Raw genomic sequence first — 19964 nt, 5'->3', positions numbered from 1 at the left:
ACTCGAGGCACCGGGTCAGGCCGCCCCGCCCCGGCGGTCCAGGCCGACATCGGCCGCCGGAGCCTGCTTGCCGGCGCCACGGCGCTGTCGGGTGTCGCGGCCAGCGGCGCGGTCCTGCCCGCCAACCTGCGCAAGATGCTCGCGGCCACCCCGCGCGACCTGCGCGGCCAGCTGTCCGACATCCAGCACATCGTGATCTTGATGCAGGAGAACCGGAGCTTCGACCACTATTTCGGCACGATGCCGGGGGTGCGCGGCTTCCGGGACCCGACCGCGATCACGCTGTCCACCGGCAATTCGGTGTTCTACCAGCCGGACCCGAGCCACGCCGACGGCTACCTCACCCCGTTCCACTACGACACCAAGAGCACCAGCGCCCAGGCGACTCCCGGGACCGACCACACCTGGCCGACCCAGCACGAGGCCTGGGACAACGGGGCCATGGATCAGTGGATCAAGGCCAAGGGCGAGTACACGATGGGGTACTTCACCGCCGGCGACATCCCGTTCCACTGGGCGCTGGCGCAGGCGTTCACGCTGTGCGACAACTACCACTGCTCGGTGTTCGGCCCGACCAACCCGAACCGGCTGTACATGTGGACCGGGATGATCGACCCGGCCGGCACAGGCGGCGGCCCGGTCATCGACGACACCCCCGCCTACAACAACGCGTACCTGTCCTGGACGACCTACCCCGAGCGCCTGCAGGCGGCCGGCCTCAGCTGGCAGGTCTACCAGGAGGAAGACAACTACGACGACAACGCGCTCGCCTGGTTCAGGCAATTCAGCAACGCGCCGGCGTCGTCCCCGCTGTGGCAGCGGGGCATGCAGAAGCGGGCCGCCGGCTGGTTCGAGAGCGACGCGCGGGCCGGCCGGCTGCCGCAGGTCTCCTGGCTGGTCGCGCCGACCGCGCAGTCCGAGCACCCGGACTACTTCCCGGCGGCGGGCGCGGAGTACATCGCGAGCAAGCTCGACGCGATCGCCGCCAACGAGGACCTGTGGCGCACGACGCTGTTCATCCTCTGCTACGACGAGAACGACGGCATGTTCGACCACGTGCCGCCGCCGACCGCGCCCGCGGGAACGGCGGGCGAGTTCGTCGACGGGCTGCCGATCGGCCTGGGCTTCCGGGTCCCGTGCACGATCATCTCGCCGTGGACGGCCGGCGGGAACGTCTACTCCGACGTGCTCGACCACACCTCGCTGATCCGCATCATCGAGGCACGGTGGGGCGTGCTCGAGCCGAACATCAGCGCCTGGCGCCGGCAGACCGCCGGCGACTTCACCAAGGCGCTGCGCTTTTCCGGCGTCCCGGCGGACTGGCCCCGCGCCAACCAGGCGATCAGCCTGGCCGCGGCCGAGGCCGGCTTCCTCACCGCCCAGCAGGAGGTCTTCAACAACCCCGCCCCGGCCATCCCCGCGGTCAACGAGCCCGTCCCGCAGCAGTAGGAAAACCATGATCACCCCGAACGGGCAGTGGCGACTCCGGCCGCCGCCCGTTCGGGCCCACTTGGGCGGGACACGCCCGGCCCGGCCAGGTCCTCGTCGAAGGCCATGACGCAGCGTAAGGTTGTCGACCGTAACTCGGGGACCGGGCCGGTCGCGATTTGGGGCTGTTACCGAGGCGCCACGGAGTGTTACCGTCGGATTGGGACACGACAGATTCGGGGGGTCTGCGCATGGTTGTCGCCGAACTAGTCACCCTGCGCGCTGAACGCCTAGCTCGGCGCGATTGGAGGACGTCAGCCGCTTGCCGGACCGCGGATCCGGAGCTGTTCTTTCCGGTGTCGTCCTTCGGCCGCGCCCAGGACGACATCGCCCAGGCGAAGGCGGTCTGCGGATCGTGCGAGGTACGCCGTCAATGCCTGCAGTTCGCGCTGGCGACGCACCAGATGTACGGGGTGTGGGGCGGCACGACCGAGGAAGAACGCCGCGTGCGGGTCCGTGAGCAGCGGGAACGTGCACGGAGCACGGTAGGCGCAGGCACCGGCCGTTCCGTATAACCCGGATCCGTATAACCCGGATGGGTGGAAACCGGCGGCGGACGGGGGACCGCCGCCGGGCTTGCGTCCGGTGGCGATGGCAGGGGGCGCCACCGCCACCGGACGCCCCGCAACCAGGCCCCCGGCGCCGCCGGCCAGACAACGGGAAAGATCCTCGGCCCCCCGACTCCGACGATCCTTCCCGATAATTGCCCCTGTTATGGAATGTAGTACAAGTGCTATCTTCCATATGAGGTGTCTGATCTAGTTGCCGAAGTGCGCGACCTGAGGATGCGGTACGGGACCAGGGAGGTCCTGGCCGGCCTCGACTTCGACGTCCGCGCCGGCGAAGTGGTCGCCATGCTCGAGCCGAACGGCGCGGGCAAGACCACCACGATCGAGATACTCGAGGGGTTCCGGATGCGGTCCGCGGGGCACGTCAGCGTGCTCGGGACCGACCCGGCGCACGCGGGGGAGCAGTGGCGGGCCCGCGTCGGCCTGGTGCTGCAGTCCTGGCGGGACCACGCGAAGTGGCGGGTGCGGGAACTGCTCGCGCACGTGGGCGGGTACTACGCGCGGTACGCCACGCCGGAGATCCCGCGGCCGTGGGATCCCGATGAGCTGCTGGACCTGGTCGGGCTCAGGGCGCAGGCGGCCGCCAGGATCGGACGGCTGTCCGGCGGGCAGCGGCGGCGCCTGGACCTGGCGATCGGCATCGTGGGCCGCCCGGAACTGCTGTTCCTCGACGAGCCGACGACCGGTTTCGACCCGGCGGCGCGGCGCGAGTTCCACGACCTGGTGCACCGGCTGACCGACAGGGAGCGGGCCACCGTGCTGCTGACCACGCACGACCTGGCCGAGGCGGAGAAGCTCGCCGACCGGGTGCTGATCCTGGCCGGGGGCCGCCTCGTCGGCGACGGCTCGCCCGACGAGCTGGCGCTGCGCATGTCCGGGCAGGCGGAGGTGCGCTGGAGCCGGGACGGGCAGCGGTTCGTGCACCCGACCGACGAGGCGACGAGGTTCACCAGGGAGCTGTTCGCGCAGTTCGGCGAGTCGGTGGAAGATCTCGAGTCGGTGGAAGATCTCGAGGTGCGCCGGGCGAGCCTGGAGGACACGTACATGTCGCTGGTGCGGGAGTACGAGCAGTGCGGGCCGTGACGACCGTGCGGGGCACGGGCCCGGTGCGGCTGGGTATCGCGCGGGGCCGGATCGAGCTGAAGCACAGCCTGAGCTACTGGCCGGACATCGTGCAGACGGTGGTCTTCGCCGCCGTCTCGCTGCTGGTGCTGTTCCTGCTGCGCGGCCATCACGTGCCAGGCACGTCGTTCTCCCTCGGGTCCCTGACGCTGCCGAGCCTCATCGGGATGAACCTCGCGTTCAGCGGGGTGCTCGGGGTGTCAGTCACGTTCACGTCGTGCACCACCGTGATCGCCCTCGCGATACTGCTTGCCGTGGGGCGGCTGGCGTTCCCCGGCCTGTCCGTGACCGCCGCCGGCTGGCTGACGATGGCGTGGGTGGTGGCGCTCAGCCTGCTCGCGACGATCCCGATCGGGATCGCGCTCGGCTCGCTGCTCCCCAACCCGCAGTACATCCCCCTGGTCATGCTGCCGTTCGGCGCGCTGACCGCGATCTCAGGGATCTTCTACCCGATCACCCACCTGCCCGGCTGGCTGCAGGGGATCGGGCAGGTGTTCCCGATGTACTGGGCGGGTCTTGGGATGCGCTCTGCGCTGCTGCCGTCGTCGCTGGCCGCGGTGGAGATCGACGGCTCGTGGCGGCACTGGCTGGTGCTGCTCGTGCTCGCCGCGTGGGCGGTCGCCGGGCTGCTGGCCGCGCCGCCGATGCTGCGCCGGATGGCGCGGCGCGAATCCGGGTCGCGGGTCGCGGCGCGCCGCGAGCGGGCGCTGGTGCGGCCCAGGTGAGGCCCAGGTGAGCGAGACCGTCTACAACCGGATCGCGATGCTGCGCGCCGAGCGCGGCGTCTCCAGGCGCGAGCTCGCCGACGCGCTCGGCGTGCACTACCAGACGGTCGGCTACCTGGAGCGCGGCGAGTACAGCCCGAGCCTGTACCTGGCGCTGCGCATCGCCGAGTACTTCGAGGTAGCGGTCGGGGTGATCTTCTCGACCACGCCGTTCCCGCGGCTCGGCGCCGCGGACCCGGCGGACCACCGCAGCGCCTGAGGCGGACCCCAGTACACCGGCGCTTCACTCATAGGCCGATAAATCGCGATCAGACAGACTGCTCAGATCTACCGTCAGGCAACCTTCCGTTCAATGTCCTTCGCCACCATGCACTTGTCTAGCCAAGATGACAAGTCCGTCCCCCACCAGGCGGGCGGCATGGGAGGGCAACCTTGCGCGCAACCAGGGCGATCGTGGCGCTCAGTGCCACGGTCGCGACTATCGTTCTCGCCGCCGGCTGCAGCAGCTCAAGCAGTTCAAGCAGCTCAAGCCCCAGCGCGAGCACCACTCCGGCGTCCAGCAGCTCCGCCGCCAGCACGACGAACTGGGCCACGTGCACCTCGGCCGCCGCCTGCGGCGGGATGAACGCCCTGATCGCCGCGGCCAAGAAGGAAGGGCAGCTGAACGTCATCACGCTGCCGAGCAACTGGGCCAACTACGGCACGATCATGGCCGACTTCACCAAGCTGTACGGCATCCACATCACCGACGCGAACCCAGAGGGCTCCAGCCAGGACGAGCTGAACGCGATCGCCCAGCTCAAGGGGCAGAGCCGCGCGCCTGACGTCGTCGACGTGGGCGGCTCGTTCGCCGTCACCGGCGAGACGGACGGCGACTGGGCGCCGTATGAGGTGGCGACCTGGAGCGACATCCCGGCCGCGGCCAAGGCGGGGAACGGCGACTACTACGCCGACTACGGCGGTTACGTGGCGATCGGCTACAACCCCAAAGAGGTGAAGGTCGCACCGACAAGCTTCAAGTCCCTGCTCAACCCGATCTACAAGAACCAGGTGGCGATCGACGGCAACCCGACCCAGACCGGCTCGGCGTTCGCCGCGGTGTACGCGGCGGCGCTCGCCAACGGCGGCTCGCTGTCCGACATCGCCCCTGGCGTCGCCTACTTCAAGCAGCTGCACTCGGTCGGCAACTTCGTGCCGGTCGAGGGCACCCCGGCCACCGTGGAAAGCGGCCAGACCCCGATCCTCATCTGGTGGGACTACCTGCTGGCCTCCGAGGTCAAGGCCGTCGTCCCCGGCCTGAAGATCGTCATCCCGTCGGACGCCCAGTACGCCGGCTACTACTACCAGGCGATCAGCAAGTATGCGCCCGACCCCGCGGCCGCCCGGCTGTGGGAGGAGTTCCTGTACTCCACGCAGGGCCAGAACCTCTGGCTGCAGGGCGCGGCACGGCCGATCGAGATGAGCGCGATGATCGCGTCCGGCACGATCAACAAGACCTGGGAAGCGGCGCTGCCCGCGGTGCCGGGCAGCGGCACGCTCGTGCTGCCCACCGAGGCGCAGGAGACCACCGCGGAGAACGTCGTCGCCCAGCAGTGGCCGAGCGTCACGAGCTGACGACGTGGCAAGGACCGACACGGTCGACGTGGCCCCGGGGTCCCTCGCGGACCCCGGGGTTACCCGCGTCAGGACCGTACGCACTGTCGGCCGGGGCATCACCAGGCTCGCCGGGATCGTCCCGTTCGCCGTCTACATATCCCTCGGCCTGCTCATCCCGATGATCGCCATCGCGGTCGGCGCGTTCAAGAACCCGAACACCGGCGCCTTCACGTTCTCCAACGTCGACATCGCCACGCACGGGGTCTACCTGACCGGGATCAGGCAGTCCGTCATCTTGTCGGTGCTGGCCTCCGTCATCCCCGGCATCTTCGGGGCGCTCGTCGCCTACGCGATCTTCACGGCCAAGCGCGCGTCGCTGCTGCGGCAGGTGGTGATCACCGCGTCCGGGGTGTTCGCCAACTTCGGCGGCGTGCCGCTCGCGTTCTTGTTCATCGCCTCGTTCGGCTCGAGCGCGCTCGTCACCGGCTGGCTGAACGACATCGGGCTCAACATCTACAACGACGGCTTCAGCCTGTACACGCTCAGCGGCGTCGCGCTCGTCTACATGTACTTCCAGATCCCGCTGATGGTGCTGGTCATCCTGCCCGCGCTTGAAGGGCTGCGCCCGGCGTGGCGGGAGGCCGCGGAGAACCTCGGCGCGCGCACCTGGCAGTACTGGCGCTACGTCGGCGGCCCGGTGCTGATGCCCTCGTTCCTCGGGTGCGTGCTGCTGCTGTTCGGCAGCGCGCTGTCCGCGTACGCCACGGCCGAGGCCCTGACCGCCGGAACCATACCGCTGACCTCGATCCAGATCGCCTCGTTCCTGAACGGCAACGTGATCGCCGGGCAGGAGAACGTCGGCAAGGCGCTCGGCCTTGGCATGGTGATCATCATCGCGATCGTCATGGTGTTCTACGTGCTGCTGCAGCGGAGGGCCGCCAAATGGCTCCGCTGAGCGCGCTCGCGGTGGGCCGCAGGAAGCCGGGCGCGGGCGGCGGCGAAAGCGCCGGCAGGCGCCGCCGGACCAGCTTCCCCGTCTGGCGGTGGATCATCCTGCTCATCGCCGGCGTGTACTTCCTGCTGCCGCTGTACGCGGCGCTGCGGTTCGCCGGCATCCACGCGTTCGGCACCGTGTTCGTCCAGCCCGGGTTCTGGCCCGCGCTGTGGCTGTCGGCCCGGCTGGCGATCATCACCACGGCGATCACGCTGGCGCTCATGGTGCCGACCGCGGTGTACGTGCACCTGCGCCTGCCGGGACTGCGCCGGCTGCTTGAGGGGATCACGATCCTGCCGATCGTCATCCCGCCGGTCGTGCTGATCGTCGGCGTGCTGCAGGTCTCGCCCGGCGCGCTGAAGGCCAGCCCGTGGCTGCTCGGCCTGGAGTACGTGATCCTGGGCATGCCGTTCGCCTACCGCGCGATCGACGCGGGGCTGCGCTCCCTTGACCTCAAGACGCTGACCGAGGCGTCGAGCTCGCTCGGCGCGGGCTGGCTGACCACGCTGTGGCGGGTCCTGCTGCCGAACCTGCGCACCGCGCTGCTGTCGGCGACCGTGCTGGTCGTGGCGCTCGTGTTCGGCGAGTTCACCATGGCCAGCCTGGACCTGTTCGTGACGTTCCCGGTATGGATCGTCCTGTTCGACCAGCTGAACGCGAACATGTCGGTGGCGGCCTCGATCTTCGCGCTGGTCGTGGTCTGGCTGCTGCTGATGCTGATCGTCGTGGTCGGCACCCGCCAGTCCCGCCGCACCGGCGGCGGCCAGGTGAACCTGTTTACCGCAGCCCGCACTGACACGAAGGGGAACTGACGGCATGGCAACCAACGCCGCCGACGCGGCCACGAACGACTCGGGCGTCGCCGGGATCGGGGGCGCCGCGCCCGCGCGCGCCGCGCGCGCCGGGACGAGCGTGTCGCTGCGGAACCTGACCCGGGTGTTCGGCAAGACCAGGGCGCTGGACGGGATGTCGCTGGAGATCGCCCCCGGTGAGCTCGTCGCGCTGCTCGGCCCGTCCGGCTGCGGCAAGACGACCGCGCTGCGCATCGTGGCCGGGTTCGAGACCGCCGACCACGGCGAGGTGCTGATCGAGGGCAAGGACGTCTCCCCGGTGCCGGCCGCCAAGCGGGACATGGGCATGGTGTTCCAGAGCTACAGCCTGTTCCCGAACATGAACGCCCTGGACAACGTGGGCTTCGGGCTGCGGATGCGCAGGATGGGCGCCGGCCGCCGCCGCCAGCGCGCCGCCGAGCTGCTCGAGATGGTGGGCCTGTCCGACCAGGCCAGGCAGTTCCCGCACCAGCTGTCCGGCGGCCAGCAGCAGCGGGTCGCGCTCGCCAGGGCGCTGGCCATCGAGCCCCGGGTGCTGCTGCTCGACGAGCCGCTGTCCGCCCTCGACGCCAAGGTCCGCCTCCAGCTGCGCGAGCAGATCCGCAACCTGCAGCAGCGGCTGGGCACCACCACGCTGTTCGTCACGCACGACCAGGAGGAGGCGCTGTCCATGGCCGACCGGGTCGGGGTGATGCGCGGCGGCAAGCTGGAGCAGGTCGCCGCGCCCGACGAGCTGTACTCCCGGCCGGCCACCGCGTTCGTCGCCGAGTTCGTCGGCACGATGAACCGGCTGCCCGGCGACCTGACCGGCCGCGGAACCGTCACGGTCCTCGGCGGCACCGTTCCCGTGCAGGACGGCGCCCCTGAACCCGGCCCGGTCGACGTGCTTGTCCGCCCGGAAGGCCTGACGATCACCCCCGTCCGTGACGGCAACGGCATCGTGTCCAACCGCACGTTCCTCGGCGCGAGCACCCGCGTGACCGTGCTGATCTCCGGCGACACGGAGATCCAGGTCGACGTGGCGAGCACCGCCGCCGCCGCGATGGTGCCTGGCACGGCCGTGCAGGTCGCGCTGCCGCCCACGCCGGTCCTCGTCGCGCCACGGAACACGTGAGCCTCGGGTTCCCGGCGGTCTGGCTGCGGCACAACTGCCCGTGCCCTGACTGCCGGGATCCGGGGACTGGCCAGCGGTTCATCGAGATAACCGATATCCCGAACGGGATCGCGGCGACTGTCACGGCGCAAACGTCGGACGCGGTGGAGGTGACGTTCGCCCCGGGCGGGCACCGCGGCGTGTTCAGCCGCGCCTGGCTGGCGGCGCAGGCACGAAAGGAGCCGGACCCGCGCACGTGGTGGCGGCGGTCGCCGAGACGCTCGGGTACGTGCGGGAGACCAACTACGGGCGGGTGTTCGACGTCCGGGCCGAGCCGTCCCCGGCGAACCGGCGTTCACCAGCCGCGAGATATCCCCGCACACGGACAACCCGTACCGGAACCCGGTGCCGACCCTGCAGCTGCTGCTCTGCCTGCGCGACGCCGCCGCGGGAGGCGAGACGGGCCTGCTGGACGGGTTCACGCCGTGGCCGTTCGGATATAGCGATGACGACACGGAGCTACGGGCCTGCCAGCCCCTCATCGGCCTCAGCCCGCGCGGCCGGATCCGCGAGGTGCGGTTCAATCACCGGTCGATGCTGGCGCTCCGGCTGCCTGCCGCCGAGGCCGGGGCCGCGTACGCGGCGTACCGGGCATGGGCGGAGCTGCTCGCCCGGCCGGAGTTCCTGCTGCGCCTTCGGCTGGCGCCTGGCGACTGCCTGATCCTGGACAACACCCGGGTGCTGCACGCCCGCTCCGCGTTCTCCGCCGCGGGGGAGCGGCACCTGCAGGGCTGCTACGCCGACCTGGACAGCCTGCTGGGTACGCTCGCCGTCCTGCGCCGCCGAGGCCGGTAACCCCTGCGCCGGCTTGAGCGGAACGTAGGCGTTGGCTTCCCACGAGAAGATGAAGAACTCTTCCGCCGGCCGGGTCCGCGCCCAGCGGATCACCTCGTCTCCCTCCCCCTCGAAATCCTCGACGCCTGCCCCCGGCTTCCCGTCGCTGACCTCCTTGTCCAGGTAGTCGTCCTGCCACGAGGCCGACCACTCGCCGTAGCGGTCGCACAGTACGAAGACGCGGCCGTGCCCGGGTCGCGGGTTGCCGAGAAGCTGTTCACCCATTGCTGTATCCGCTCCCCGCCGGGTCTTTTGCCGACGTCGTCGAACTTAACGCTCTTCGCCCAGAAGTACCAGGTGCCAGGATAGTCCGCCATGTTCCAGCTCCACTCATGCCACACCGGACTGCTCAGGAGCCTTGTTGTAGAACGCCTTATAGCCGTTGGGCGTCCACTGGACCGTTTCCCCCGCCGGGACGTTGCCGGCGAGGTGGCTGTTGCCCGCTCCGCCGACGGGGAGCCCGGCCGGGTATTTCTGGTGTATAGGAGCCGGTTGCCTTCGAAGATTAGGTTTACGACGGCGGCCGAGGACTCGAACCTGACCGGCTTCGATCTGGACTGCGCACCCTTCAGTGTCACCTCGAAGTAGAGGTGCACCTCGCCGAGCAGCGTCTCGCCGTATCCGAAGTAGCCGCTAGCACTGTAGCCAGATGCTTCTACTGCATAGACGTACCAGCAGCCTTGTATCTTGCAGTATCCGCTCTCGGGTGTTGCGGTGCTAGCGGTGACCTGCTTAGCCGCGCACAGCCAGTTTCCGGTGCGTTCGGCCAGCGGCTACTGCTGAACTAGCGCTGAACTGCGGCGGTTCACTAGGCAAGGTCTTTTGGGACCACGCGGCGTAACTGCGGGCGTCCAGATTGGTAACATTAACCACCGGATGATTGCCGAGTCCGCTCGGGAAATTTCCGCCAGTCCAGTGCGGAGGCACATTATGGCCAGTGGCGTTTACGAATGCCGCGTAATCATTATTGGTTGTCGGGTAGACGTCGATGTAGAATGCCGACAGCCAGAGCGCCTGATTATTTGGCCCAGATAGGAAAGAGCCGCGTCTATTAACACCATTATCTTTCCGTCTATGGGATGAGTAATCCTGCGAGGATAGCCCGTCTCATTACTCGCACTAGGTGCACGCGGCTGGCTCGCCGCGGTACCCGGCCCGATACCGAGAAGTAGCTCGAACCGATCGCGCGCTTCCGCCGAAGCCCTTTCAAGTGCGGTATCCAGCATTGCCTGTGAACCTGGACGAGGGACCATCTTCTCGCCGTCGGCTTCCCATTTGGAGACGGCGCGGTCACTGACCCCAAGATGCGCGGCAAAACCCCGTACGCTCATGCGCATCGCCTCACGTAGCACACGAGCTTCGCGGCCGGTCCACTTCTGAATCGCTGTCACATCCGAAGCCCCTTGCGAACCGCGCAAGTAAAGTTGCTGAACCGTCTACGCCCGGTAATAGTACTGGCTACCTGCGGATCTTAGCGATGCTCCGCTGGGTTAGCTGACTGCCTCGTGGCGCCACCAGGGACCGGGCTGCCAGTCTAGGCCGTCCCAGGCCTCGCGGGCGCTGGCGAACGGGTCGGCGGCCAGCCGCGGGCCGTCGAGGCCGAAGATCATAGCCTCGCGCCGGTCCGTCGCGTACCGCGCCCAGCCGGGGTCGCCGGCGGTCGCGAACGCGCCCCAGGCGTCGTGCAGCAGCCGCGCCAGGCCGTCGCCGCCCTGCCAGATGCCGGTGCCGTCGCCGCCGTGCGCGCCGTAGAGCAGCTTCTCCAAGGGCGCGAACTCGGGGTCGTCGGCGATGCCGGTGTACGGGCCGTCGTAGCGGGACCGCCACACGGGCGCGTGCCTGCTCTGCGCGTCGGCGAGGCGGCCGACCCGGACGACGTACCGCTCGTCGGTCATGATCGCGACGCGCAGCGCGGCCTCGTCGAGTTCGGGGTGGCGGGCGGCGTAGGCGGCGAGCAGGGCGTCTTTCACCGCCCCGCCGAAGTACCCGGTGAGCACCCGGTCCGCCTGCTCGGCGGCGTCGGGGGCCATCAGCTGGTAGAGGGCGCACTCACGGGAACAGGTCTGCGCGAGCAGCGGGATCCCGGCGGCCGCGCCCGCCTCGATCGCGCGCAGCGGGTGGCCGGTGAGCGCGGTCCCGTCGATGGACGGCCGCCAGGTCCACACCGAATGCGGCGGCACCCCGATCGCCTGCTGCGCCTGCAGCACGTCGTCCGCGCCGACCTGGCGGATGGCCTGCGGTGCGGCGCCGAGCTCGCGGAAGAACCGGGTGGCCAGATCGCGCGCCTGGGACTGGCTCTTCACGTGGTCGCCGCCGCTTGAGGACGCGGCGCGGCGGATCATGCCGGTGGTAAGCGGGGAGGCGAGCAGGTTCGTCACCGTCTTGCCGCCCGCCGACAGGCCGTACACCGTGATCTGCCCGGGGTCGCCGCCGAAGCCCGCGATGTTCTGGTGCGTCCAGCGCAGCGCCGCGATCTGGTCGTGCAGGCCAAGCGCCCCGGTCGGGTCCTCGCCGGGGACGTCGAGGAAGCCGAGCGCGCCCAGGCGGTAGTTGAACGTCACGACCACGAGGCCGTGGCTCGCGGCGAACGCCGCGCCGTCCCCCGCCTGGTCGGTGCCGCTGCCGGACTCATAGCCGCCGCCGTGCACCCAGAACAGGACCGGGCGCGCCTGCGCGCCGGCCGGGGCCGTGACGTTGAGGTACAGGCAGTCCTCGTCGAACGGCGGACCAGGCTCGGGGAACTGCGCGGGCGGCTGGAGGGACCGGTTGCCGTATTCGGCTGCGTCCCTGACGCCGCTCCAGGCCTGCGGCGGCTGCGGCGGCCGAAGCCGAAGCTCGCCTACCGGCGCCCGCGCGTACGGAATGCCGCGCCACGCGTAGACGCCGTCGGCGATTTCCGTGCCGTTAACTTGCCCATAAGCGGTGGCACGTACGATCACGCCATGATCATGTCACCGGTGGACCAGATCGCGGAACTGTTTGACTCCGCGGCGGCGCGCGACTACCTGGGGGAGCCGGTCACGGTGGCGGCGCACCTGCTGCAGGCGGGCGCGCTGGCGCGGGCGGCGGGCGCGCCGGCTGCGCTGGTGGCGGCCGCGCTGCTGCACGACGTCGGGCACCTGCGCGGCGCCGACCCGGCGGTCGCCGAGCCGAGCGGCCGGGAGCTCATGGCGGGCAGCGACAACCGGCACGGCGAGCGGGGCGCCGCGTGGCTGGCTCAGTGGTTCGGCGAGCAGGTGACCGAACCCGTCCGGCTGCACGTGGCGGCCAAGCGGTATCTGTGCGCGGCGGAGCCGTCGTACTTCGCGCTGCTGTCGCAGGCATCGGTGTACACGCTGTCGGTGCAGGGCGGGCCGATGAGCCCGGCGGAGGCACGCGAGTTCGAGGCGCTGCCCTACGCCGCCGGCGCGGTGGCGGTGCGCCGCTGGGACGACCAGGCCAAGGACCCGTCGGTCGCGGTCCCGGGTTTCGAGCACTTCCGCGCGCTCCTCGGTGAATTCATTCTGAACGGGTGATGTCTGCCAGATTACGGCGCCGGAGGATGCCCGCATCGGCCACGGTCAGACCAGGAGGTGGGGACCGATGACGGTGCAGGAAGCGCGGCGGACAGGGCGCCCGGACGTCGACGAGCGCCTGGCCAGGGGCAGGGAGGCGGCCGGGCTGACGCCGCCGTCGATCCACGCCGGCTGGAAACCCGCCGACGACCGTCCCGACCCGGTTGCCCTGCTCGAGGCGCAGGACCTGACCCGCGAGCCGGACCTGGTGCCCGTCAGGCACGGCCGGATGATGGCATCGCCGTTCACGTTCTACCGCGGCGCGGCCAAGATCATGGCGGCCGACCTGGCCGACACCCCGGTGGCCGGCCTGAACGTCCAGCTGTGCGGTGACGCCCACCTGTCGAACTTCGGCGTGTTCGCTTCCCCGGAACGGCGCCTGCTGTTCGACCTCAACGACTTCGACGAGACACTGCCCGGGCCGTTCGAGTATGACGTCAAGCGCATGGCGGCCAGCTTCACGATCGCCGCGCGGAACAACGGATTCGCCAAGGCGGACGCCCGCGCGTCGACGATCGCGTCGGTCACGGCATACCGGGAGGCGATCGCGAGCTTCGCGCAGATGCGGACGATGGACATCTGGTACGCGGCCCTGGACGAGGACACGATCATGCGGGCGATCCGCGGCGCGGTCGAGGAGACGAAACAGCCGAAAGACGACAAGGCGAAGAAGGGGAAGGACGCAAAGAACAAGACCGAGCGCAAGCAAGCGGAGCGGGCCGCGAAGACGGCGGCGAAGACCGCGGAAAAGGCGCACACCCGCGACAGCCTGCACGCGCTGAGCAAGCTCGCCGAGCTGGTCGACGGCAAGTACCAGATCGTCAGCCAGCCGCCGGTCATCGTCCCCGAGCGGGACCTGGCCGGCACGTACGGCCTGTCCGGCGAGGAGGCCGACCACGCGATCCGCGAGCAGTTCCGGGCGTACCGGGCCACCCTGCAGGACGACCGCAGGCACCTGCTTGAGAGCTTCGAGATCGTGGACGCGGCCCGCAAGGTCGTGGGCGTCGGCAGCGTCGGCACCCGGGCGTTCATCGTCCTGCTCGAGGGCCGCGACACGAAAGACCCGCTGTTCCTGCAGATCAAGGAGGCGACCGCCTCGGTGCTCGAGGAACACCTGGGCAAGAGCAAGTACCGCCAGCACGGCGAGCGGGTGGTGCAGGGCCAGCGGCTGATGCAGGCCGCCAGCGACATCTTCCTCGGCTGGACCAAGGGACTGGACGTGCGGCGCCACTTCTACTGGCGCCAGCTTCGCGACATGAAGGGCTCGGCCCTGGTCGAGGCCATGACCCCGATCGGGCTCGGCTTCTACGGGCGCATGTGCGGCTGGACGCTCGCCAGGGCGCACGCCAAGTCCGGCGATCCTGTCGCGATCGCCGGGTACCTGGGCGAGACCGCGGCGTTCGACGACGCGATCACCGACTTCTCCGCCGCCTACGCGGACCAGAACGAGGAGGACTACGAGGAGTTCGTGACCGCGGTCCGGGCGGGGCGCCTCACGGCAGTCGAAGGCGTCTGAACGGCCGCCCGGCTTCCCGGCACGGTCGCCCACCTCACTCCCCGCGGGGGATGCCCCCGGTGCTCGCCCGATCCAGCATTGTCACTGACAGCCAGACAACAGACGCACGGGGGGACGCCGATGGGCGCCGAAAGCGAGCGGGTGGCCGGGTTCGGCAAGCTCGAGGACGGGCTTCGCCAGGCAGGCGACTGGTACCGGTGGGGGCCGTACCTCAGCGAGCGGCAGTGGGGGACGGTGCGCGAGGATTACAGCGCCTACGGTGACGCGTGGGACTACGTGCCGTACGACCACGCCAGGTCCTACGCCTACCGGTGGGGCGAGGACGGCATGGCCGGCTTCAGCGACATCGAGCAGCGGCTGTGCCTGAGCCTGGCCCTGTGGAACGGCCGCGACCCGATCCTGAAGGAGCGGGCCTTCGGCCTGACCGGAGAGCAGGGCAATCACGGGGAGGACGTCAAGGAGTACTGGTGGTACCTGGACGCGATACCGAGCCACGCGTGGAACCGATGGCGCTATCACTATCCGCAGGGCCCGTTCCCCTACCAGGACCTCATCGGCGAGAACTCGCGCCGCAACAGGTACGAGCCGGAATACGAGCTGCTCGACACCGGGGCGTTCGACGACAACAGGTACTGGATCGTCGAGGTGCGCTACGCCAAGGCCGGCCCCGACGACCTGCTGATGGCGATCTCGGTGACCAACGCGGGCCCGGACGCCGACACGCTGCACGTGCTGCCGACCGCGTGGTTCCGCAACACGTGGTCCTGGGAGTCCGACGGGCACCGGCCCGCGATGGCGGCGACGAGCGACATATCCGTCGGGATCGAGCACCCGTTCACCGGGACACTCGAGCTGCTCGCCGACCAGGGCCCAGACGGGGCGACGCCGGAGATCCTGTTCTGCGAGAACGAGACGAACATGGAGCGCCTGTACGGCGTGCGGTCGGCCACGCCGTATCCCAAGGACGGCATCAACGACCACGTGGTCAGCGGCGCGGCCACCGTCAACCCCGAGCGCGCAGGCACCAAGTGCGCCTTCTGGTACAAGGTCACCGTCCAGCCCGGCCAGACCGCGCGGCTGCGGCTGCGGCTGCGGCCGGCGCAGACGCAGGCCGCGTTCGGCGACGCGTTCGACCGGGTGCTCGCGCTGCGCGAGGCCGAGGCGGACGAGTTCTACGCCGAGCTGACCCCGGCCGGCGCGAGCGCCGACGAGGCGATGGTGATGCGGCAGGCGTTCGGCGGGATGCTGTGGAGCAAGCAGCTGTTCGACTACGACGTGAGCCGCTGGCTGGACGGCGACCCGGCCGAGCCGAGGCCCCCGGACCAGCGGCTGACCGGGCGCAACGCTCGCTGGCGCCACTTCAGCGCCTTCGACATCATGTCGATGCCGGACAAGTGGGAGTACCCCTGGTTCGCCTCGTGGGACATGAGCTTCCACTGCGTGGCGCTCGCGCACGTCGACCCGGCCTTCGCCAAGTACCAGCTCATCTTGCTGTGCCGGGAGTGGTTCCAGAATCCGGACGGGCAGCTGCCGGCGTACGAGTGGGACTTCGGCGACGTGAACCCGCCGGTGCAGGCGTGGGCCGCCCTGGAGGTCTTCGCGATCGACGGCGGCCGCGACATCGACTTCATCAGCCGGATCTTCGACAAGCTGCTCGTCAACTTCACCTGGTGGGTCAACAGGGAAGACGCCGAGGGCAACAACCTGTTCGAGGGCGGCTTCCTCGGACTGGACAACATCGGCCCGATCGACCGCTCGCACCTGCCGGTCGGCGGCATCCTCGAGCAGTCCGACGCCACCGGCTGGATGGGCTTCTACGCGATCGCCATGGGCACCATGGCCGTGGTGCTGAACCGGTCCGGCCGGCGCCCCCACCAGGACCTGGCCCTGAAGTTCCTCGAGCACTTCGCCGCGATCAGCGACGCCCTGGAGGACCTGGGGCTGTGGGACGACACCGACGGCCTGTACTACGACCGGCTCAAGACGCCAGGCGGGGACACCGTGCCCGTGAAGGTCCGGTCGATGGTGGGCATCATCCCCGCGATAGCGGCGGCCGTCGTCAGCGAGGACGACGTCCGGCAGTCGCTGGCCCTCGGCAAGGGGTTCGCGGGCTTCATGATCAGGCACGAGATGACGGACCGGCAGAAGCTTGCCGAGCGCGGCGTGCTGCGCGGGGAAGCCGGCGACCAGCGGCTGCTGCTCAGCCTGTGCGGGCCGGACCGGCTGGAGCGGCTGTTCACCAAGCTGTTCGACGAAAGCGAGTTCCTGTCCCCGCATGGCCTGCGGGCGCTGTCCGCCTATCACCGCGACCACCCCTACCAGCTGCAGGTCGAGGGCCTCACGGCGACGATCGACTACGAGCCCGCCGAATCCACCACGCCCATGTTCGGCGGCAACTCCAACTGGCGCGGTCCCGTCTGGTTCCCGCTGAACTACCTGATCGTCAGCGCCCTGGAGCGCTACCACCGGTTCTACGGCGACGACCTCACGGTCGAGTACCCGGCCGGGTCCGGGCACCAGCTGACCCTGGACAAGGTAGCCGACGACCTGTCGGACCGGCTGATCTCGATCTTCACCGCCGGCCCTGATGGCCGGCGAGCCTGCTTCGGGGGGACGCAGATCATGCAGTCCGATCCGGCCTGGCGCGACAACCTGATCTTCAGCGAGTACTTCCACGGCGACAACGGCGCCGCGATCGGCGCGTTCCACCAGACCGGCTGGACCGGAGTGGTCGCCGACCTCATCCGCCGTCGGCACGGGGAGGTGCCGATGCTCGGAGACGTCATCAGGCGGATCGGGGCGCAGCCAGGGCACTGAGCACGCGGGCATAGGGCAGCGGTAAAGTTAGTTGCACAAAGCAAACTAATCCCCGTCCTGGAAGGGGTCCGCGCTGCCCGAACTGAGCCGCCGGCGCCGCTACCTGGTGCTGGCCATCTGCTGCCTGAGCCTGTTCATCGTCGGGCTCGACGTCACGATCGTGAACGTGGCGCTGCCGGCCATCGGCAGGGACTTCCGCGCGCCGGTCTCCGGGCTGCAGTGGACGATCGACGCGTACCTGCTGGTGATCGCCAGCCTGCTGATGCTGTCCGGGTCGACAGCGGACCGGATCGGCAGGCGGCGGGTCTTCCAGACCGGGCTGGCGCTGTTCACCCTCGGCTCGCTGGCCTGCAGCCTCGCGCCCGGGCTCGGCGCTCTGATCGCGTTCCGCGCGCTGCAGGCGGTCGGCGGGTCGATGCTCAACCCGGTCGCGATGGCGATCATCTCGAACACGTTCACCGACCCCGCCGAGCGGGCGCGGGCGATCGGGATGTGGGGCAGCGTGTTCGGGCTGTCGCTGGCGCTCGGGCCGGTCGTCGGCGGTGCGCTCGTCGACTCGGTGGGCTGGCGCGGCGTGTTCTGGGTGAACATCCCCGTCGGCGTGGCAGCGCTCATCCTGACCGCCCTCTTCGTGCCGGAGTCAAGGGCGGCGCTGGGCAGACGGCTGGATCCGTTCGGGCAAATATTGATCATCATGCTGCTGGGGACGGTCACCTACGGCATCATCGAGGGACCGGCGTACGGGTGGGGCTCGGCGCGGATCGTGGCCTGCTTCGCGGTGGCCGCCGCGGCGCTGGCGGTCTTCCTGTGGTACGAGCCCCGCCGCACCCAGCCGCTGGTCGACCTGCGGTTCTTCCGCAGCCTGCCGTTCTCGGGGGCGGCGGTGACGGCGGTCACTGGGATGTGCGCGTTCGCCGGCTTCCTGTTCCTCATGACGCTGTACCTGCAGGATGTCCGCGGCGTGCGGCCGTTGGTCGCGGGGCTGTTCCTGGTGCCGATGGCGGTGGTGATGGCCGCCTCGGCGCCGCTGGCGGGGCGGGTGATCGCACGGCGGGGGACGCGGATCCCGCTGCTCATCTCCGGCGCGGGGATCATCGGCGGCGGCCTGCTCCTTGTGTTCCTCACGCCGTCGTCGCCGGCCTGGTACGTCATTGCGTGCTGCCTGGTGTTCGGCGTCGGGCAGGGGTGGCTGAACGCGCCCATCACGACCAACGCGGTGGCCGGCATGCCGCTGTCGCAGGCCGGCGTCGCCGCGGGCATCGCGTCGACGGGCCGGCAGGTCGGCTCCTCGCTCGGCGTGGCGATCGTGGGTTCGGTGCTCGCCGCGAACCTGCACGGGCCGCTCGCGGCCGGGTTCACCGCGGCCACGCGGCCCGGCTGGTGGATCGTCACCGCCATGGGGGTCGTCGTGTGCGCCCTGGCGCTGGTCACCACCGGCCGTGCCGGGAAGGCGAGCGCGGCCCGCGCGGCCTCGCTGGCCGCCGGCGAGCAGGGACCGATCCCGGTTCGCGCCGGGTGAGCGGCGTCGCGGCGGCGCCCGGCCCGCCCGGGCAGCTGTGCGCCGGGCGGGCCCGTACCTGGACAGCAGTAATCCGGGCTTTAAGCGGCATTCCAGAAGTTCTGCTCGTAACGAGGCGGTAGCCAGGGGCTGGTCCAGGGCGCGGCGGTGTCGAGCATCTGGTCTGGTGAGCGGCTGCGGAAGAAGGAGTGGATCTGCCGTAGCCGGGCAGGCCAGCTGACGGCGGTGTTGGCCACGTAGTTCTTCAGCCCGCCCCAGATCCGCTCGACGGGATTGTCGTGCGGGCTGTACCGGGCGCCGTACAGCAGTTCCAGCCAGGGGTGCTGCTGCAGGTAGGCGGTGACCTTGCGGCGTGATGGATGCTGTCGTTGTCGAGATCATGACGATCGCCGGGGCGCGGGGGAATGCTGCCAGCACCTGCTCCAGCAAGGCGATGAAGTCCGCGGCGCAGCGGCGGCCCAGCCGGCACACCCAGACGCCGGCGGTCACCTCGAGCGCGCCGAATACCGTGACCTGCCGGTTTTTCCCCGGCGTGGGAACCTCTGGCCGGCTAGCGCGCAGCGCCCAGCTGGCCCGCACGTGCGGCAGCAGGTTCAGGTGCGTCTCGTCCTCGGCCAGCACCACCGCCTTGCGCGGCAGTTCGATCAGCCGGGCCACGATCGCGGCCACCACGTGGTCGTGGTGCGGGCCGCCGCACGCGGTCAGCCTGGGCCGCCGCCAGATCGCGACCAGCCGGACCCGCCGGTACAGCGTGCGCGGGCTGACCTGCGGCCAGCCCAGGTAGCGGCGGATCCGCGGCAGGGTCCACGGCCCGGGGCGGGCCAGCAGCCCGGCGATCCGCCCCGTCAGCCGGCGGCCGCCCAGCGCTGGCCACCCGGACCGCGGCCGGTCCGCCAGTCCCGCCATCCCCTCGCTGTTGAACCGGGTGATCCAGCGGCGCACCGTGGCCGGGTGGCAGTCCAACAGCTCCGCGATCTGGGCAGGTGGTAAACCATGCGCCGACAGCAGCACCATCACCGCCCGGGTGGCCTGCCGCCACCGGCCCCGCAGGCTGGCCTGCAGTTCCTCCATCTCGCGGCCGGGACGGTTGGCGAACACGCTGACCGGGCGCATACTGATCACGACCTCGCCCTGATCACGACCTCGCCGGCCGGGTGGATGATGTGCCAACTTCAATCCAACCCCCGGCGAGGCTGCTGTCAACGTGCCTTACCCGCTGGACTCACAGCAGCGTTACGCGTGGAACT

At 70.0% G+C, this 19964-nt stretch carries 16 protein-coding genes and 3 pseudogenes; 15 read left to right on the top strand and 4 right to left on the bottom strand.

The window, feature by feature from the left end:
• The 5 genes from Q1N79_RS22570 to Q1N79_RS22550 all read left to right on the top strand — a co-directional run.
• On the top strand, positions 1 to 1449 hold a 1449-nt coding region (locus tag Q1N79_RS22570; RefSeq protein ID WP_300612132.1), incomplete at its 5' end, for an alkaline phosphatase family protein.
• Between the two features lie 230 nt (positions 1450 to 1679).
• Positions 1680 to 2003: a WhiB family transcriptional regulator gene (locus tag Q1N79_RS22565; protein WP_300612130.1), complete on the top strand. Its 324-nt coding sequence runs from the start codon at positions 1680 to 1682 to the stop codon at positions 2001 to 2003.
• 270 nt (positions 2004 to 2273) lie between these two features.
• Positions 2274 to 3140 (top strand): ABC transporter ATP-binding protein, encoded by an 867-nt coding sequence (locus Q1N79_RS22560; RefSeq protein ID WP_300612140.1) that lies wholly within the window; start codon positions 2274 to 2276, stop codon positions 3138 to 3140.
• Complete coding sequence (locus Q1N79_RS22555; RefSeq protein WP_300612128.1) at positions 3137 to 3904, top strand: ABC transporter permease; 768 nt, start codon at positions 3137 to 3139, stop codon at positions 3902 to 3904. Before Q1N79_RS22560 ends, Q1N79_RS22555 begins: the two co-directional genes overlap by 4 nt.
• 37 nt (positions 3905 to 3941) lie before the next feature.
• On the top strand, positions 3942 to 4163 hold the full coding sequence (locus tag Q1N79_RS22550) for a helix-turn-helix domain-containing protein (RefSeq protein WP_300612138.1): 222 nt from the start codon (positions 3942 to 3944) through the stop codon (positions 4161 to 4163).
• A 118-nt stretch (positions 4164 to 4281) separates the two neighbouring features.
• Here Q1N79_RS22550 and Q1N79_RS22545 read toward each other — a convergent pair whose 3' ends face one another.
• Positions 4282 to 4551: a hypothetical protein gene (locus Q1N79_RS22545; RefSeq protein ID WP_300612126.1), complete on the bottom strand. Its 270-nt coding sequence runs from the start codon at positions 4549 to 4551 to the stop codon at positions 4282 to 4284.
• Here Q1N79_RS22545 and Q1N79_RS22540 point away from each other — a divergent pair.
• The 6 genes and pseudogenes from Q1N79_RS22540 (at position 4526) to Q1N79_RS22520 (ending at position 9272) form a co-directional block, all read left to right on the top strand.
• The gene (locus tag Q1N79_RS22540) at positions 4526 to 5518 is read left to right on the top strand and encodes an ABC transporter substrate-binding protein (RefSeq protein WP_300612125.1); all 993 of its coding nucleotides are present in this window, start codon (positions 4526 to 4528) and stop codon (positions 5516 to 5518) included. The two genes, Q1N79_RS22545 and Q1N79_RS22540, sit on opposite strands and share 26 nt — an antisense overlap.
• Before the next feature lie 4 nt (positions 5519 to 5522).
• Positions 5523 to 6455, top strand: a complete 933-nt coding sequence (locus Q1N79_RS22535) for an ABC transporter permease subunit (protein WP_300612124.1) — start codon at positions 5523 to 5525, stop codon at positions 6453 to 6455.
• On the top strand, positions 6443 to 7306 hold the full coding sequence (locus tag Q1N79_RS22530) for an ABC transporter permease (RefSeq protein ID WP_300612122.1): 864 nt from the start codon (positions 6443 to 6445) through the stop codon (positions 7304 to 7306). Before Q1N79_RS22535 ends, Q1N79_RS22530 begins: the two co-directional genes overlap by 13 nt.
• 4 nt (positions 7307 to 7310) lie before the next feature.
• Positions 7311 to 8438, top strand: coding sequence for an ABC transporter ATP-binding protein (locus Q1N79_RS22525; protein ID WP_300612120.1), 1128 nt, complete (start codon positions 7311 to 7313; stop codon positions 8436 to 8438).
• Positions 8435 to 8626: pseudogene (locus tag Q1N79_RS30815) on the top strand (gamma-butyrobetaine hydroxylase-like domain-containing protein); the annotation flags it as partial. The gene Q1N79_RS22525 and the pseudogene Q1N79_RS30815, both read left to right, overlap by 4 nt.
• Before the next feature lie 160 nt (positions 8627 to 8786).
• Positions 8787 to 9272 carry a TauD/TfdA family dioxygenase gene (locus tag Q1N79_RS22520; protein WP_300612136.1) on the top strand — a complete coding sequence of 162 codons (486 nt, stop codon included), beginning with the start codon at positions 8787 to 8789 and terminating at the stop codon, positions 9270 to 9272.
• Between the two features lie 771 nt (positions 9273 to 10043).
• Here Q1N79_RS22520 and Q1N79_RS30810 read toward each other — a convergent pair.
• Positions 10044 to 10328 (bottom strand): annotated as a pseudogene (locus Q1N79_RS30810) (formylglycine-generating enzyme family protein); the annotation flags it as partial.
• 473 nt (positions 10329 to 10801) lie between these two features.
• On the bottom strand, positions 10802 to 12250 hold the full coding sequence (locus Q1N79_RS22515; RefSeq protein WP_300612119.1) for a carboxylesterase family protein: 1449 nt from the start codon (positions 12248 to 12250) through the stop codon (positions 10802 to 10804).
• Between the two features lie 3 nt (positions 12251 to 12253).
• Between Q1N79_RS22515 and Q1N79_RS22510 the strand changes: the two genes are divergently transcribed.
• The 4 genes from Q1N79_RS22510 to Q1N79_RS22495 all read left to right on the top strand — a co-directional run bounded on the left by Q1N79_RS22510 (position 12254) and on the right by Q1N79_RS22495 (position 18717).
• On the top strand, positions 12254 to 12826 hold the full coding sequence (locus Q1N79_RS22510; protein ID WP_300612118.1) for an HD domain-containing protein: 573 nt from the start codon (positions 12254 to 12256) through the stop codon (positions 12824 to 12826).
• Between the two features lie 67 nt (positions 12827 to 12893).
• Positions 12894 to 14381 carry a DUF2252 domain-containing protein gene (locus Q1N79_RS22505; protein ID WP_300612117.1) on the top strand — a complete coding sequence of 496 codons (1488 nt, stop codon included), beginning with the start codon at positions 12894 to 12896 and terminating at the stop codon, positions 14379 to 14381.
• A gap of 120 nt (positions 14382 to 14501) precedes the next feature.
• A complete protein-coding gene (locus Q1N79_RS22500; RefSeq protein WP_300612116.1) occupies positions 14502 to 17198 on the top strand; it encodes a hypothetical protein in 2697 nt (898 codons plus the stop codon).
• Between the two features lie 106 nt (positions 17199 to 17304).
• A complete protein-coding gene (locus tag Q1N79_RS22495) occupies positions 17305 to 18717 on the top strand; it encodes an MFS transporter (protein ID WP_300612114.1) in 1413 nt (470 codons plus the stop codon).
• Positions 18718 to 18797: 80 nt separating this feature from the next.
• Here the strand turns inward: Q1N79_RS22495 and Q1N79_RS30805 are convergent.
• Positions 18798 to 19830 (bottom strand): annotated as a pseudogene (locus Q1N79_RS30805) (IS630 family transposase).
• Positions 19831 to 19964: the final 134 nt, after the last annotated feature.

This window comes from Trebonia sp. (assembly GCF_030042015.1).
GTDB lineage: Bacteria > Actinomycetota > Actinomycetes > Streptosporangiales > Streptosporangiaceae > Trebonia.
This window is presented reverse-complemented; position numbering and strand designations above follow the sequence as displayed.

What these genes read in the sequence shown, in the direction of transcription:
- Q1N79_RS22500 (WP_300612116.1), top strand. Translation starts at nt 14,502, where the DNA reads ATGGGCGCCGAAAGCGAGCGGGTGGCCGGGTTCGGCAAGCTCGAGGAC.
- Q1N79_RS22560 (WP_300612140.1), top strand. Translation starts at nt 2,274, where the DNA reads ATGCGGTACGGGACCAGGGAGGTCCTGGCCGGCCTCGACTTCGACGTC.
- Q1N79_RS22530 (WP_300612122.1), top strand. Translation starts at nt 6,443, where the DNA reads ATGGCTCCGCTGAGCGCGCTCGCGGTGGGCCGCAGGAAGCCGGGCGCG.
- Q1N79_RS22565 (WP_300612130.1), top strand. Translation starts at nt 1,680, where the DNA reads ATGGTTGTCGCCGAACTAGTCACCCTGCGCGCTGAACGCCTAGCTCGG.
- Q1N79_RS22505 (WP_300612117.1), top strand. Translation starts at nt 12,894, where the DNA reads ATGACGGTGCAGGAAGCGCGGCGGACAGGGCGCCCGGACGTCGACGAG.
- Q1N79_RS22510 (WP_300612118.1), top strand. Translation starts at nt 12,254, where the DNA reads ATGATCATGTCACCGGTGGACCAGATCGCGGAACTGTTTGACTCCGCG.
- Q1N79_RS22550 (WP_300612138.1), top strand. Translation starts at nt 3,942, where the DNA reads ATGCTGCGCGCCGAGCGCGGCGTCTCCAGGCGCGAGCTCGCCGACGCG.
- Q1N79_RS22540 (WP_300612125.1), top strand. Translation starts at nt 4,526, where the DNA reads ATGAACGCCCTGATCGCCGCGGCCAAGAAGGAAGGGCAGCTGAACGTC.
- Q1N79_RS22525 (WP_300612120.1), top strand. Translation starts at nt 7,311, where the DNA reads ATGGCAACCAACGCCGCCGACGCGGCCACGAACGACTCGGGCGTCGCC.